Here is a 13,319-nt window from a genome sequence, read left to right on the forward strand (position 1 = left end):
TTCCGGTTTAGCCATATGGGCACGCCGCCGCCGCCAATTCAATATCGGAATTTGGTGTGGAATACGCACTCGCCTTCATTTCCAAGTATTGACCGATATGACGACATCATGGTCTGCTTCTTTAAATAATATCCCATGACGGAGATATGTATTATGGAGATTTATTCTTTAAGGTCCTCTAATAATTTCCTTTTCAGGGACAATTCCAGAAACGCAAGATCCGTGGGCATTGCCGATTTCGGCAAGGCCGGAAAATCCGATGCAGCCTCAGGCTTTGAAGAGACGGTAAGAGGGATAGATTTTACCCGCATCAGCCCGCGCGACCTGCGCGAAATCGCCCGAGATTATTACCATGCGGGAAAAATCAGCCAGGACACCCTTTCGTCCGAACTTCCGGCACAAACCCCTAGTGCCAGCGGTGAGGTCATCGACATAGCTGATGTGACCGAGGACACGGAATTCGACTTCCTGACCTATTTTTCCGACCGAGCTGAAATTGCCCGTTCCATCGGCACCGCAGACGAGGTTGAAAAAATGCAGGACGTTCTGTCTTTTTTTGCTTTGGCGTGACGGCCCTGAACCGCGTTGCGGGGCACACCGCAATGGAAGTGACATATAGTTTACTCGATTTTCGGTAATATGATTTGTGTACCATTGATTATCGCCCGGATTTTAGTAAGGCTGACTTACGAAAAGGCGAAGCATGGGCACGAAACGCGAAAGAGATTCATTGGCATTTCTGCTGAACAGCGGTGCACGCCTGCTGAACAGTGCTTTTGAGCGCCGTATATCCGAGGCCGGACTGGGCCTGACCCCCGGCGAGGCGCGCGCATTGCTGACGGTCGCTGTCGTTGACGGCAGCAAACAGTCAGACATCGCCGCTCGCCTCGGAATAGAACCCATGACGATCTGCGCCTATCTTGATAAGTTGCAGTCCCTCAATCTCATCGAGCGGCAGCAGGACCCACAGGACAGACGCTCCAAGCGTATTGTGCTGACCAAATCCTCAGCCGACATGCTGGAAGCCGTGCGGCAGGAAATAGATGAACTCGTCCGCCACGCTACCCAGGGCCTGAATGACGAGGAGGTGGCGTTGTTCCGCCACTTTCTGCAAACCCTTCGTGACAATCTGCAGCCGGAACAACCGGGGCAGAACGGCTGATCACCATGTCGCCAAAACCGATCATGTCCACGAAACGCACGGCGATGCTTGGTGCGTTTTTGACGGCGCTTGCGCCCATATCCATGGCGATTTACACACCCGCCATGCCGGAACTGACGCGGGTTTTTGCCACTGACCAGTCCGCCGTCAAGCTCAGCCTGTCCCTCTATTTTGCCGGGTTCGCGCTGGCGCAACTGCTCGCCGGGCCGGCATCGGATGCCTTCGGTCGGCGAAAGGCAAGCATCGTCTTCCTCCTGATCTTTCTGGGCGGCGGCCTGGTGGCCATTTCCGCGCCGACGATCGAAGTGCTGCTTTTCGCCCGGCTGGTTCAGGGCATCGGTGCTTCGGTCGGTATGACGGTGGCGCGTGCCGTGGTGCGCGACCAGTTTACCGGCGCCGAAGCCTCCAGCATCATGAATCTCATTGGTATCATGCTGGCGGTCGGCCCTGCTCTCGGACCGACGATCGGTGGACTTTCACTCGCGGCTTTCGGCTGGAAATCCGTGTTTTTTCTGATGGTCGGGCTCGGAGCCATCGCCATTTTATCCGTCGTGATTTTTTTGCGGGAAACAACGGTTCCGGACAGGAGCCTGATCCGGCCCAGGCGGCTCCTGTCGGCCTATGGCACGCTGCTCAGCGCGCCACGTTTCCTTCTGGCTGCACTGGTGCTCGGTGGTTCCATCGGCGCGCTTTATGCGCAGGCCACCATGCTGACTTTCATCCTTATCAACGAGGTCGGCATGACACCCACCGCCTTCGGCATCGGCATGCTGATGCAGACAGGCGCCTACTTCTTCGGCTCGATTGCCCTGCGTTACATCGCACCCCGACTGGGTGACCGGCGCTCGGTCGTGATCGGCCTCTGTTTTTCCGGAACCGGCGGCCTCCTTATTTTATTGTCAGTTTTCCTGATGCCGCCATCGTTCCTTTCGATCATGGGGCCCGTTGCAGTCGCAACTGTCGGCATCGCCCTGCTGACCCCTTCGATGGTGACAGCAGCGCTTGCGCCCTTCCCACATATCGCCGGTTCGGCATCGGCCATGATGGGATTTATCCAGATGGGATCGGGCTTCGCCGGCGGTGCTGCAGCCTCCCTCATCGGTTCACCTTTGACCGGCTTCGGCGTCATCATTCCCATGATGGAATTCACGGCCGTTGCCAGCTACATCGGCTTCCGCATCGTCTCCAGAAGAGCGACATGAAAAACCCGCCGGTGTCACCACCAGCGGGTTTCGTTATTTTTTCAAGAACAGAATTACTTGCTGAGATTGCGCTTTGCCAACGTGCGAAGACGCAGCGCATTGAGCTTGATGAAGCCTGCAGCATCCTTCTGGTCATAAGCGCCGTGGTCGTCCTCAAAGGTCACCAGCGCGTCGGAGTAGAGCGACTTGGCACTCTCGCGGCCGGTTACCATGACGTTGCCCTTATAGAGCTTCAGCGTCACTTCGCCTTCCACATGCTCCTGGCTCTTGTCGATCAGGGCCTGCAGCATTTCGCGCTCCGGCGAGAACCAGAAGCCGTAATAGATCAACTCGGCGTAGCGCGGCATCAGCTCGTCCTTCAGATGCGCAGCACCCCGGTCGAGCGTGATGGACTCGATGGCGCGATGCGCGGCAAGAAGGATGGTACCGCCGGGCGTTTCGTAAACGCCGCGCGACTTCATGCCGACGAAGCGATTCTCGACCAGATCGAGACGGCCGATGCCGTTTTCACGGCCATAATTGTTGAGCGTGGCAAGAAGCGTCGCAGGCGACATCTCGACACCATTGATCGAGCAGGCATCACCCTTTCGGAAACCAACCTTGATGACGGTTGCCTTGTCGGGAGCGGCTTCCGGGGAGATAGTGCGCATATGCACATATTCAGGAGCTTCCACCGCCGGGTCTTCCAGAACCTTGCCCTCGGAAGAGGAGTGCAGCAGGTTGGCGTCGACGGAGAACGGCGCTTCGCCCTTCTTGTCCTTGGCAACCGGAATCTGGTGCTGTTCGGCAAAGTTCAGGAGGTCGGTACGGCTCTTGAACGTCCAGTCGCGCCACGGGGCGATGATCTTGATGTCAGGGTTCAGTGCATAGGCCGAAAGCTCGAAACGCACCTGGTCGTTGCCTTTGCCGGTCGCACCATGGGCGATGGCGTCGGCGCCGGTCTTCCTGGCGATTTCAATCAGGTGCTTGGAAATCAGCGGCCGGGCAATGGAGGTGCCGAGCAGATAGACGCCTTCGTAGACGGCGTTGGCGCGGAACATTGGAAACACGAAATCGCGCACGAACTCTTCACGGACGTCCTCGATGAAAATTTCCTTGATGCCCAGCATCTCGGCCTTCTTGCGTGCCGGCTCAAGCTCTTCGCCCTGGCCGAGATCGGCGGTGAAGGTAACGACCTCAGCGCCGAGTTCCGTCTGAAGCCATTTCAGAATGATCGAGGTGTCGAGGCCGCCGGAATAGGCGAGAACGACTTTCTTAACGTCTTTCGGGAGTGCCATAGTGATGTCCATCTGCATGATGACGGCATCGGGACACCGCCATTTCCTTGGGATTTCGGCACTTTTACAGTGCAACCCGAAATGTGTGAAGCGCTTTTCCGTGAGATAAGCGACAAAACAATTGATGGACACGCGTGACGCACGTGACGACAGCTACACCGAGGGGAACGAAGCCGTTGTCACATGCATTTAGAAAATTCGCGCTTTATGATGAAGCGGCGCGATCGACTTGAAAACCGTGAATGAAGCCACTCAGGTTCAGGCAACGTTGCAAACCGCTGGAAACAGCAGAAACGACGCGAAGGAGAAACCTATGACGACCATCCACCCCGCATTCAAGGAAGATAATGTCGCCGTCATAACAGGTGCGGCCTCTGGCATCGGACTCGCCGCCGCCCGCAAATTCGCCGGTTTCGGCATGAGTGTCGTGCTCGTCGATCTCGATGGCGAGAAACTTGCCGCCGCGCATGCGGACGTTCTGGCACTTGCCCGGGACGGCGAGGCGCAAATCGTTGCGATCCCGACCGACGTCTCGAAACTCGATGAGCTGGAGGCGCTGGAACGCGCCGTAATTCAGCGTTTCGGGCGCGTTCACGTCCTCATGAACAATGCCGGCATCCAGCCTGGCAGCGCCATTTTCGGTCCCCAGGCCAACTGGGAAAAGATTATCAGCGTCAATCTGATGGGCGTTGTGAATGGCAGCCGTGTCTTCGGTCAGGGCATGATCGCACATGGTGAGCCGGCACTCATCATCAACACCGGCTCGAAACAGGGCATCACCACGCCTCCCGGCGATCCCGCCTACAATGTCTCGAAATCGGGCGTCAAAACCTTCACGGAAGCGCTTCAACACGAGTTGCGCAATGTTCCAAATGGTAGAGTTTCCGCCCATCTCCTCATCCCCGGCTTCGTCTTCACAGGCCTTACAGCCCACGGCAGAACGGAAAAACCGGAAGGCGCCTGGACCGGCGAACAGACCATCGAGTTCATGCTCGAAAGCATCGGCCGGGGCGATTTCTACATTCTCTGCCCGGATGGCGAGGTTGACCGCCCGACGGACGAGAAACGCATTCTCTGGGCGGCCTATGATATCGTCCAGAACCGCCCGCCGCTCTCGCGCTGGCACACGGAATATTCCGCCGCCTTCACCAGCTTCCTCAAGAACTGACGCCTAGGGGCCGCCGCGATCTGAAAATTGCGGTGCCCCGCCCTGTTTAATCCACCACTGCGCTAGGGCCGCCACTCAAAAACATTGGCAGAAATCCGCAATCACGTTAAACAACGGCCGTCTCCAGCTTTACGGGTGCCGCGATGGATTTCGTTCCAAGCCTGCCAACACTGATCGCCTTCACCATCGCCATCCTTCTCCTGGCGGTAACGCCGGGTCCGGACATGACGCTCTGGATCAGCCGCTCCCTGCGCGAAGGCCGGGCGGCGGGCTTCATGACCCTGGTAGGAACCAATATCGGCATCACCGTGCACACGATGCTGGTCGCCTTCGGTGTCGCCGCCCTCATCGTCGCCTCGCCGACGGCTTTCATGATCCTGAAGACCGGCGGAGCCGCTTATCTTGTCTGGCTCGCCATTCAGGCGATCCGCAAGGGCTCGGATTTCGTGATGGTCAAAGGCACCGGCGAAAAAGCGCAGGCCTCCCTCAAATCCGCCCTGCTGAACGGCATCTGGGTCAACCTGCTGAACCCGAAGATCATCATCTTCTTCATGACCTTCCTGCCGCAATTCGTCAGCGCATCCGATCCGCATGTGACCGGCAAGCTGATTTTCCTCGGCATCTGGTCAATCATCGTCGCACTGCCGATCGGCATCGGCATCGTGATCGCCGCAGATGTTCTCTCCGCCTGGCTGCAACGCAATCGGAAGATTCTGCGCGGACTGGATTATACGATCGCCGGCGTCTTTTCGCTTTTCGCCGTGAAGATTTTCTTCACGCAGGCGCGCTGACGGCAAACAAAAGGCGCCTTACGGCGCCTTTTTTAGAATCAACCAATCAGCAACTCATCGTCATCGAGCTTCTGGCCGCGTATCTTGCGGAACATGTCGATCAGATCCTCCACCTCAAGATCCTTGCGGCTGTCGCCGGAAACGTCGAGCACGATCTCACCGGCATGCAGCATGATCGTGCGCGTGCCATAGTCCAGCGCCTGACGCATGGAATGGGTGACCATCAGCGTCGTCAGCTTGCGCTCCGATACCACCTTGCGGGTCAATTCCATCACGAATTCCGCCATGCCGGGGTCGAGGGCTGCCGTATGTTCGTCCAATAGAAGCACGTCCGAGCCTGCTAGTGTCGCCATGACGAGCGAGACCGCCTGCCTCTGGCCGCCCGACAGAAGGTCCATGCGGTCCTTCAGACGATTTTCCAGACCGAGATTGAGCGAAGCGATACGCTCCTTGAAAAAATCCCGCCGGCCACGTCCGAGCGCGGGCAAAAGACCGCGACGTTCACCACGTGATGCCGCCAGCGCGAGGTTTTCCTCAATGGTAAGCGCGCCGCAGCTGCCCGCCAGCGGGTCCTGAAACACGCGTGCCACCCGCCCCGCCCGGCTGGCGGTCGACTTGCGGGTAACATCGGCGCCACCGATCATCACCCTGCCCGCCGTGGGCAGCACATCGCCGGCCAGAACACCGAGAAGTGTGGATTTGCCCGCACCATTGGAACCGATGACCGTGACGAAGGAGCCATCCTCAATGGTGAGGTCTATCTTGGACAGCGCCTGCTTCTGCAGCGGCGTGCCGCGCCCGAAGACGACCTGGATGTCGGAAAGCGAAATCACGATGTTGCTCCCCCACGGCGCAGTCGGGGCAGGATCAATGCGATGGCCACCAGTACCGCCGTTACGAAATTGAGATCGGACGCCTTGAGACCCAACACATCACTCGACAGAGCAAGCTGGATGGCGAGACGATAGGCGATGGAGCCGAAGACACAGCCGATCAGCGCGATCAGGATGCCGCGCGCGCCAAACAGGGTTTCACCGATGATGACGGCCGCAAGCCCGACAACAATGGTGCCGACACCGGAAGTCACATCCGCAAAACCATTGGTCTGGGCAAACAGCGCACCACCAAGAGCCACAAGCGCATTTGAAAGCGCCATGCCAAGATAGATCTGGCTACCGGTCTTCACGCCCTGCGCCCGCGCCATCCGGGCATTGGCACCCGTCGCGCGCATGGCAAGACCCGCATCGCTTTCAAGGAAACGCCAGACGAGAATGACCGCAATCAGCACCAAAGCGCCGACGAAGAGCGGCCGCACCAGATATTCAGAAAGGCCGAGGCCGTAAAACGGCGATATCATCGTGTCCTGATTGAGCAGCGCGACATTCGGCTTTCCCATCACGCGCAGGTTGACCGAAAACAGTGCGATCATCGTCAGGATCGAGGCAAGCAGGTTCAGAATCTTGAAACGCACATTGAGTGTGGCGGTCACGATGCCGGCAGCCGCACCGGCCACCATCGCAATCGCCGTCGCGACCCAGGCATTCAGACCGGCGATGATCAGCACGGCTGCCACGGCAGCGCCAAGCGGAAACGAACCGTCCACGGTCAGGTCAGGAAAATCAAGCACCCGGAAAGCGAGGTAAACGCCGATCGCCACGAAAGCGAAGACCAGTCCCAGCTCCACGGCACCCCAGAAGGCGATTTGGCTCACGGTAATGTCCTTGTTATTGCCGCCATCGGGCGGATACGGGCACCGTCTCGTGCCACGTAAAACGGGCGGCGAGTTTGCCGCCGCCCGTTATTCAGTCAGGTTTCGGTTCAGTCGATGACCTTGGTAGCGCGCTTCGTAACGCTTTCGGGGAAGGTGACGCCTGCTTTTTCAGCGGCCTTCTTGTTGATCACGAGATCGGTGCCAACAGCAACGGTTGCCGGAATATCGCCCGGCTTTTCACCCTTGAGGATGCGGACAACGACGGCACCGGTCTGCTTGCCAACGTCGAAATAGTTGAAGCCGAGGGCAGCAACCGCACCGCGAGCAACGGAATCCGTATCGGCGGCATAAAGCGGGATCTTGGCTTCAGACGCAACACCGGCAGCAGCCTCGAAAGCCGAAACGATGGTGTTGTCAGTCGGAACGTAGATCACGTCGGCCTTGCCGACCAGCGCACGGGTCGCACCCTGCACCTCAGCCGACTTGGTGGCGACGGATTCAACAACCTTGAGACCCGCCTTCTCGGCCTCGGTCTTCAAGAGGGCGAGTGTCGAAACGGAGTTTGCCTCGGCCGAATTGTAGATGAAGCCGATGGACTTGGCGTTCGGCGAGATTTCCTTGATGAGCGCCAGATGTTCGCCGACCGGCAACATGTCGGAAAGGCCGGTGACGTTACGGCCCGGCTTCTGCATATCCTTGACGAGCTGCGCGCCGACCGGATCGGAAACCGCCGTGAAGACAACCGGGATGTCGCGCGTGGCGGCAACGACGGCCTGGGCAGACGGCGTGGAAATCGGCACGATGACAGCAGGTGCCTCGCCAACGAACTGGCGCGCGATCTGTGCTGCGGTGCCGGGATTGCCCTGCGCGGATTCGTAAAGGAACTTGAGGTTCTCACCTTCCTTGTAGCCCGCTTCGGCAAGGGCAGCCTTCACGCCATCGCGGGCGGCATCGAGTGCCGGATGTTCGACGATGGCGGTCACGGCAACGGTGACGGTTTCAGCCTTCGCCGGCAGAACGATGGCGCTCGCAGCGGCGAGAGCCAGAATGAATGCGCGCATGGATATCCTCCTGTTGGTTCCCTGTTTTCGTCTTCTTAGGAACAAGACAGGCCGAAATCAATCGGAGAACCGCCGGAAACCCAGCTTTATGAGGCAAAACCGGCTTATTCAGTCGTCTGCGCCGTGGTTGGCGATCATCATCGCCTCGAAAGCCAGCCTTTCGGTCTTGCGCATGCGCTCGGATTCCGACTTCAGCTGGCCACAGGCCGCTAGGATATCGCGGCCGCGCGGCGTGCGGATCGGCGAGGCATAACCTGCCTGATTGATGAAATCGGCGAACTTCTCGATCTGCGCCCAGTCCGAGCACTGGTAATTCGTGCCCGGCCACGGGTTGAACGGAATGAGGTTGATCTTGGCCGGAACGCCCTTCAGAAGCTGCACCAGCATCTTGGCGTCTTCCAGACTGTCATTGACGTCCTTGAGCATCACATATTCGAAGGTGATGCGCCGGGCGTTGGAGAGGCCCGGATATCTGCGGCAGGCTTCGATCAGTTCCTTCAGAGGATATTTCTTGTTGATGGGCACCAGCATGTCGCGCAACTCATCACGCACCGCATGCAGCGAAATCGCCAGCATGACGCCGATCTCATCGCCGGTGCGGAAGATTTCCGGCACCACACCCGAGGTGGAGAGTGTAACGCGGCGCTTGGAAAGCGACAGGCCATCGCCATCGGTGGCGATCAGAAGCGCGGTCTTAACATGCTCGAAATTGTAGAGCGGCTCGCCCATGCCCATCATCACGATGTTGGAGACCTTGCGGCCTTCGCTCGGCACATAAGCGCCAACCGGCGTCGAACCATCGGGGAAATCACCGAGCCGATCACGCGCCAGCAACAGCTGCGAGAGGATTTCCTCGGCCGTCAGGTTGCGCACCAGACGCTGCGTGCCGGTGTGACAGAAAGAACAGGTCAGCGAACAGCCCACCTGGCTCGAAATGCACAGCGTGCCGCGCCCTTCTTCCGGAATATAAACCGTTTCGATCTCGACGGGACGACCAGCGCCCCGCGGCGGAAAACGCATCAGCCATTTGCGGGTGCCGTCATTGGAGATCTGCTCCTCGACGATTTCAGGTCGGGCGATGGTGAAGGCCGCCTTCAGCTTCTCGCGAAGCTCCTTGGCGACATTGGTCATATTGTCGAAATCGGAGACGCCGCGCACATAAAGCCAGTTCCACAACTGGCTGACGCGCATCTTCACCTGCTTTTGCGGCACACCGATTTCCGCGAGCGCCTCACCCATCTCCTCACGGGTCATGCCGATCAGCGACGGCTTGCCGGACATGAGATCGCTATTGGCGATCAGCGGGGTTTTGACTGCCAGACCGGCAGGAGCTTGCATTACGGACATCACGTTATCCCATCGTTCCATGCGTCGCACGACCGGCCTGTCGGGAAGGCGGAAAATCGTCTGCATGTCGAGAAAATCAAAGGCGGAGCACTTTTCGCGCATCCGCCTGTCAATATTGCCGCGCCTTTAGCATCAAACTGGCAAAAACGCAAATGGCCGGTCGAGGACCGGCCATTGTCAAACGCGATGAAGGGTCAGCGTTACTTGCAGCTCTCGATCTGCTTGAGAGCAGCCGAAATACCCGACAGCGAATAGGAATAGGAGGTCGCGGTGCCACGGCCAGAAACTGCCTTGACGGTCATGGACTTGCCGCCCTTCATGGCAGCCACGAGAGCCGGTTCTTCCGCAGCGTTTTCAACCCAGGCGGCCTTGTCCTTCGTGAACATGACGAAATTCTTGTTGTCGATCGTCACATTGACCTTCGAACCCTGCTTCAGCGGATAACCTACCATGGCCTGCGGCTCGTAGGAGATGTTCTGGCCCGGGCGCTGGGAGACGATGAAGAATATATCGCCGTGGTCGACGCTCGCCGGTTCCTTGGCGGTGGGAATGGAAAGAACGTAGCAGACGGTGCTGTTGCCCGATTTGTACGAATAGGCACCCCAAGCATTGAACTGCTGGATGCGCGTGGGCGACTGTGCAGATGCTACGCCGACGCTGGTCAGCAAAATGGCCGCTGCGGTTGCTACACTTCTTACAAACATAGAATTTCCTGCCGGGTTATTGTCTTCCATTGGCCCGAAGCATCGGCGAGCCCAGAGTCTGGATCGGCCACGTTCAGGTGCGGATCGTCTTTTCTCATTGTGGTCGGGAAGCGGTTACCAAACCGTCAACAACACGCATAAAATGCCGGAAACGTCTTGCAGTGTTACAGATTGGCGACTCCCGACGCCCTGAGGAGAAGGGCGTGCGACACCCTTCCTCCGTGTGTATGACACATAAATTCAGGCAAGAATTTGTCGCCCGTCGGGCGCGCCCGAACGGGCAGATCACAGAGGCGTTACCCGGCCTCCTGCTGCCGCTTCAACATGGCGTCCGCCGCGTCGTAATGTTCCATCTTGATATTGGCGCGGATCATCGCGAGCGCTGCGGTAATGACGGCTATGTCATCAGTAAAACCGACGACGGCCAGCATGTCCGGCACGGCATCAAAAGGCATGATGAAATAAGCCAGCGCAGCGAGGATGATACCCTTGGCGCGCAGCGGCGTGTCGCGATCGATCGCGCAGTAATAGGCCGCGGCCGCATCGCGGGCAAACGGCACTTTCGACATGACACGTTTCAGCTTCGGCCAGAACCTGGTCCGAACAACCTCTTCGCGCTCACGCTGCCTGTCGGTTTCACCCGGCAGAAGAATTTCACCGATTTTCACATCATCCATGATCGACGGTCCTCCGGTCACGGCTATTATATGGGATTTAAGGCGGAGCGTTCAATTGCCTCGGCCGGCAGCGGCCTTCTGCATGGCCTCGGCCAGAAGAAAATCGCGCTCCGTCACACCCTGCGAATCATGGGTCGTGAGGCATACCTTGACCCGCGAATAAACGTTGGACCATTCGGGATGATGATTGAGCCTCTCTGCGACGAGAGCGGATTCAGCCATGAAACCGAAGGCTTCCGCAAAGCTGGAAAACTTGAAGGAACGGACGATCGCCGCCCCGTCTTCGCGCAGGGACCAACCCTCCAGTTTCTGCAGGGCCTGCCGGATGGCATCGGGCTCGAGTCTGGGATATTTCATGAATTTGCCTCCGCTTTAAACCCATTAACGCTTCAACGACCGGATCGACGCATATTCCATGAAACATACAGCTATTCTCTTCGTCTGCATGGGCAATATCTGCCGCTCACCGTTGGCCGAAGGGATTTTGAGGAACCTTGCCGAGAGCGCAGCGCTTCATCAGCTTACCGTCGATTCCGCCGGCACCGGCGGATGGCACAGGGGTGACGCGCCCGATCCGCGATCCATCGCCATGGCGCGCCGGCACGGTATCGATATTTCACTTCAACGGACGAGACAGGTCGCTGCGGCGGATTTCGAGACCTTCGATCTGGTATTCGCCATGGACGAAAACAATCTGGCGAACCTGCTGCGATTGAGCTCCGAAAGGCACCGCCACAAAATCCATCTTTTCATGGAATATGCCGCCGGGCATCGCGAGAACGTCCCCGATCCCTACTACGGGGCCGAGGACGGATTCCTCACAGTTTACAACATGCTTTTAGCGGGATGCAGATCGCTGCTCGAAAAGATCGAGCTGGACCGCGCCTCGTGAAGCGGAAACACCTCTTCGACGATATAGGGCCCGCCACCCACCGATTCCTTCGACGACATCAGCACAAAGCGCCCGACCGTAAAGGGTGAGGTGCGGAAGTTGCCGCGTCCGGAAAGATACTGCACCACATCGTCCACGCGGGAGGAGCGCAACCGCGCCAGCGTGACGTGGGGCATGAACTTGCGCGGATCGGGCGGGAGACCGATCCTTTGGCAGATTCTCTCGATTTCCGCCTGCAGCGCATGCATTTCGGGCGAGGGAGAAACGCCAGCCCAGATGGAATGCGGCTTCTTGGAGCCGAAGGAGCCCATTCCGGTGAGGTTGAGCTGGAATTCCGGCCGGTCTATCCGGTCCAGCCTGTCAACGACCTCATCGGCGGTACGACCGTCGATGTCACCGATAAAACGCAGGGTTATGTGATAATTCTCCACATCGATCCACCGGGCTCCCGGCAGACCACCGCGCAACAATGAGAGGCTCATCGCCGCATTGCGCGGAATTTCGAGGGCGGTAAACAGTCTCGGCATGGCGAGCTCCCCGAATCTCTTGGCAGAACAAGCATAGCGAATCACGCAATGCAGACGGGCGCAAGTGCTTATTTTTTTTGCGCACCGATTGTCTTGATGAAGCTTTCAACAGCCGGCAAAGATTTTTCGACCATCACTACCACCCCCTTGGTATTGGGGTGCATCTTGTCGTCCAGCTTCAGCGCATCATCCGTCACCACGCCATCCAGAAAGAAGGGATAAAGCGGCAGGTTGTATTTTTCCGCAAGCTTCGGGAATATCGGATTGAAGCGCTTTGCATAATCATCGCCCATATTTGGCGGCGCCATAATACCGACCAGCAACACGGCTATGTTGCGCTTCTGAAAACCGGAAATGATGGTGTCGAGGTTCTTTTCGGTCTGTTCCGGCGGAATTCCCCGCAGTGCGTCGTTGGCGCCCAGTTCCAGAATGACGCCGTCAGCGCCATCGGGAACAGACCATTCCGCCCGCGCCAGACCGCCTGAGGAAGTGTCACCGGACACACCTGCGTTGGCGATGGCGACATTGATCCCCCTGGCCTTTAATGCAGCTTCAAGCTGTGCGGTATAGCTGTCAGTCGGGGGAAGCTGATAACCCGCCATCAGGCTGTCGCCGAGGCCAACCAGCTGCAATGTCCTCTCCTGGGCGAAGCCAGCAGTGGCGGAAAGGGCGGTGGCGAAAATGACGATGAAGTGAAACAGGGCAGCTTTAAATCTCATCACGGCTTTCCTAACTTGGTTCCCATTGCCTGAAATAACCGACCGCATCGACCGCCAGACCGTTTTCATCACCCTATATAG

The 13,319-nt window shown here is 58.2% G+C and carries 16 protein-coding genes; 6 read left to right on the forward strand and 10 right to left on the reverse strand.

Features of this window, described 5'->3' with window-relative positions:
- The first annotated feature begins 153 nt into the window (after positions 1–153).
- The 3 genes from EYD00_RS11405 (at position 154) to EYD00_RS11415 (ending at position 2,364) form a co-directional block, all read left to right on the forward strand.
- Positions 154–570: a hypothetical protein gene (locus tag EYD00_RS11405; RefSeq protein ID WP_034500082.1), complete on the forward strand. Its 417-nt coding sequence runs from the start codon at positions 154–156 to the stop codon at positions 568–570.
- Between the two features lie 133 nt (positions 571–703).
- Positions 704–1,162, forward strand: a complete 459-nt coding sequence (locus EYD00_RS11410) for a MarR family winged helix-turn-helix transcriptional regulator (protein ID WP_004443866.1) — start codon at positions 704–706, stop codon at positions 1,160–1,162.
- A 5-nt stretch (positions 1,163–1,167) separates the two neighbouring features.
- Positions 1,168–2,364, forward strand: coding sequence for a multidrug effflux MFS transporter (locus EYD00_RS11415; RefSeq protein ID WP_004443867.1), 1,197 nt, complete (start codon positions 1,168–1,170; stop codon positions 2,362–2,364).
- Between the two features lie 53 nt (positions 2,365–2,417).
- On the opposite strand, the gene EYD00_RS11420 is transcribed toward EYD00_RS11415, so the two are convergent.
- The gene (locus tag EYD00_RS11420) at positions 2,418–3,641 is read right to left on the reverse strand and encodes an argininosuccinate synthase (RefSeq protein WP_004443869.1); all 1,224 of its coding nucleotides are present in this window, start codon (positions 3,639–3,641) and stop codon (positions 2,418–2,420) included.
- Between the two features lie 313 nt (positions 3,642–3,954).
- Between EYD00_RS11420 and EYD00_RS11425 the strand changes: the two genes are divergently transcribed.
- Both EYD00_RS11425 and EYD00_RS11430 read left to right on the forward strand, forming a co-directional pair.
- Positions 3,955–4,809, forward strand: a complete 855-nt coding sequence (locus tag EYD00_RS11425) for an SDR family NAD(P)-dependent oxidoreductase (protein WP_004443871.1) — start codon at positions 3,955–3,957, stop codon at positions 4,807–4,809.
- A gap of 143 nt (positions 4,810–4,952) precedes the next feature.
- Positions 4,953–5,600: a LysE family translocator gene (locus tag EYD00_RS11430; RefSeq protein ID WP_004443874.1), complete on the forward strand. Its 648-nt coding sequence runs from the start codon at positions 4,953–4,955 to the stop codon at positions 5,598–5,600.
- 38 nt (positions 5,601–5,638) lie between these two features.
- Here the strand turns inward: EYD00_RS11430 and EYD00_RS11435 are convergent, their stop codons facing one another.
- From EYD00_RS11435 to EYD00_RS11465, 7 genes are all read right to left on the reverse strand, one after another.
- Positions 5,639–6,433: an ABC transporter ATP-binding protein gene (locus EYD00_RS11435; protein ID WP_004443876.1), complete on the reverse strand. Its 795-nt coding sequence runs from the start codon at positions 6,431–6,433 to the stop codon at positions 5,639–5,641.
- Positions 6,430–7,311: an ABC transporter permease gene (locus EYD00_RS11440; RefSeq protein ID WP_004443879.1), complete on the reverse strand. Its 882-nt coding sequence runs from the start codon at positions 7,309–7,311 to the stop codon at positions 6,430–6,432. The genes EYD00_RS11435 and EYD00_RS11440 overlap by 4 nt, the downstream gene beginning before the upstream one ends.
- Before the next feature lie 107 nt (positions 7,312–7,418).
- Positions 7,419–8,372, reverse strand: coding sequence for an ABC transporter substrate-binding protein (locus EYD00_RS11445; protein WP_004443882.1), 954 nt, complete (start codon positions 8,370–8,372; stop codon positions 7,419–7,421).
- Between the two features lie 108 nt (positions 8,373–8,480).
- Positions 8,481–9,653, reverse strand: coding sequence for a dual-specificity RNA methyltransferase RlmN (rlmN, locus tag EYD00_RS11450; protein WP_077987047.1), 1,173 nt, complete (start codon positions 9,651–9,653; stop codon positions 8,481–8,483).
- Positions 9,654–9,919: 266 nt separating this feature from the next.
- Entirely contained in the window at positions 9,920–10,423 is a 504-nt protein-coding gene (locus EYD00_RS11455; RefSeq protein ID WP_003523183.1) for an invasion associated locus B family protein, read from the reverse strand.
- A 296-nt stretch (positions 10,424–10,719) separates the two neighbouring features.
- Entirely contained in the window at positions 10,720–11,100 is a 381-nt protein-coding gene (locus EYD00_RS11460) for a YkvA family protein (RefSeq protein WP_004443888.1), read from the reverse strand.
- 51 nt (positions 11,101–11,151) lie between these two features.
- A complete protein-coding gene (locus tag EYD00_RS11465; RefSeq protein WP_004443891.1) occupies positions 11,152–11,457 on the reverse strand; it encodes a 4a-hydroxytetrahydrobiopterin dehydratase in 306 nt (101 codons plus the stop codon).
- 58 nt (positions 11,458–11,515) lie between these two features.
- Between EYD00_RS11465 and EYD00_RS11470 the strand changes: the two genes are divergently transcribed.
- Positions 11,516–11,992, forward strand: coding sequence for a low molecular weight protein-tyrosine-phosphatase (locus tag EYD00_RS11470; RefSeq protein ID WP_004443893.1), 477 nt, complete (start codon positions 11,516–11,518; stop codon positions 11,990–11,992).
- Here EYD00_RS11470 and thpR read toward each other — a convergent pair.
- Positions 11,926–12,519 carry an RNA 2',3'-cyclic phosphodiesterase gene (gene thpR, locus EYD00_RS11475; RefSeq protein ID WP_004443895.1) on the reverse strand — a complete coding sequence of 198 codons (594 nt, stop codon included), beginning with the start codon at positions 12,517–12,519 and terminating at the stop codon, positions 11,926–11,928. The genes EYD00_RS11470 and thpR overlap by 67 nt on opposite strands.
- A 68-nt stretch (positions 12,520–12,587) precedes the next feature.
- The gene (locus EYD00_RS11480; RefSeq protein WP_004443897.1) at positions 12,588–13,238 is read right to left on the reverse strand and encodes an arylesterase; all 651 of its coding nucleotides are present in this window, start codon (positions 13,236–13,238) and stop codon (positions 12,588–12,590) included.
- Between the last annotated feature and the right edge of the window lie 81 nt (positions 13,239–13,319).

This window comes from Agrobacterium sp. 33MFTa1.1, from assembly GCF_004328495.1.
Classification (GTDB): domain Bacteria; phylum Pseudomonadota; class Alphaproteobacteria; order Rhizobiales; family Rhizobiaceae; genus Agrobacterium; species Agrobacterium pusense.

Excerpts from the sequence above, each read along its gene's own strand:
- EYD00_RS11405 (WP_034500082.1), top strand. The coding sequence starts at position 154 with ATGGAGATTTATTCTTTAAGGTCCTCTAATAATTTCCTTTTCAGGGAC.
- EYD00_RS11410 (WP_004443866.1), top strand. The coding sequence starts at position 704 with ATGGGCACGAAACGCGAAAGAGATTCATTGGCATTTCTGCTGAACAGC.
- EYD00_RS11415 (WP_004443867.1), top strand. The coding sequence starts at position 1,168 with ATGTCGCCAAAACCGATCATGTCCACGAAACGCACGGCGATGCTTGGT.
- EYD00_RS11420 (WP_004443869.1), bottom strand. The coding sequence starts at position 3,641 with ATGGCACTCCCGAAAGACGTTAAGAAAGTCGTTCTCGCCTATTCCGGC.
- EYD00_RS11425 (WP_004443871.1), top strand. The coding sequence starts at position 3,955 with ATGACGACCATCCACCCCGCATTCAAGGAAGATAATGTCGCCGTCATA.
- EYD00_RS11430 (WP_004443874.1), top strand. The coding sequence starts at position 4,953 with ATGGATTTCGTTCCAAGCCTGCCAACACTGATCGCCTTCACCATCGCC.
- EYD00_RS11445 (WP_004443882.1), bottom strand. The coding sequence starts at position 8,372 with ATGCGCGCATTCATTCTGGCTCTCGCCGCTGCGAGCGCCATCGTTCTG.
- rlmN (WP_077987047.1), bottom strand. The coding sequence starts at position 9,653 with ATGTCCGGCAAGCCGTCGCTGATCGGCATGACCCGTGAGGAGATGGGT.
- EYD00_RS11455 (WP_003523183.1), bottom strand. The coding sequence starts at position 10,423 with ATGTTTGTAAGAAGTGTAGCAACCGCAGCGGCCATTTTGCTGACCAGC.
- EYD00_RS11460 (WP_004443888.1), bottom strand. The coding sequence starts at position 11,100 with ATGGATGATGTGAAAATCGGTGAAATTCTTCTGCCGGGTGAAACCGAC.
- EYD00_RS11465 (WP_004443891.1), bottom strand. The coding sequence starts at position 11,457 with ATGAAATATCCCAGACTCGAGCCCGATGCCATCCGGCAGGCCCTGCAG.
- EYD00_RS11470 (WP_004443893.1), top strand. The coding sequence starts at position 11,516 with ATGAAACATACAGCTATTCTCTTCGTCTGCATGGGCAATATCTGCCGC.
- thpR (WP_004443895.1), bottom strand. The coding sequence starts at position 12,519 with ATGCCGAGACTGTTTACCGCCCTCGAAATTCCGCGCAATGCGGCGATG.
- EYD00_RS11480 (WP_004443897.1), bottom strand. The coding sequence starts at position 13,238 with ATGAGATTTAAAGCTGCCCTGTTTCACTTCATCGTCATTTTCGCCACC.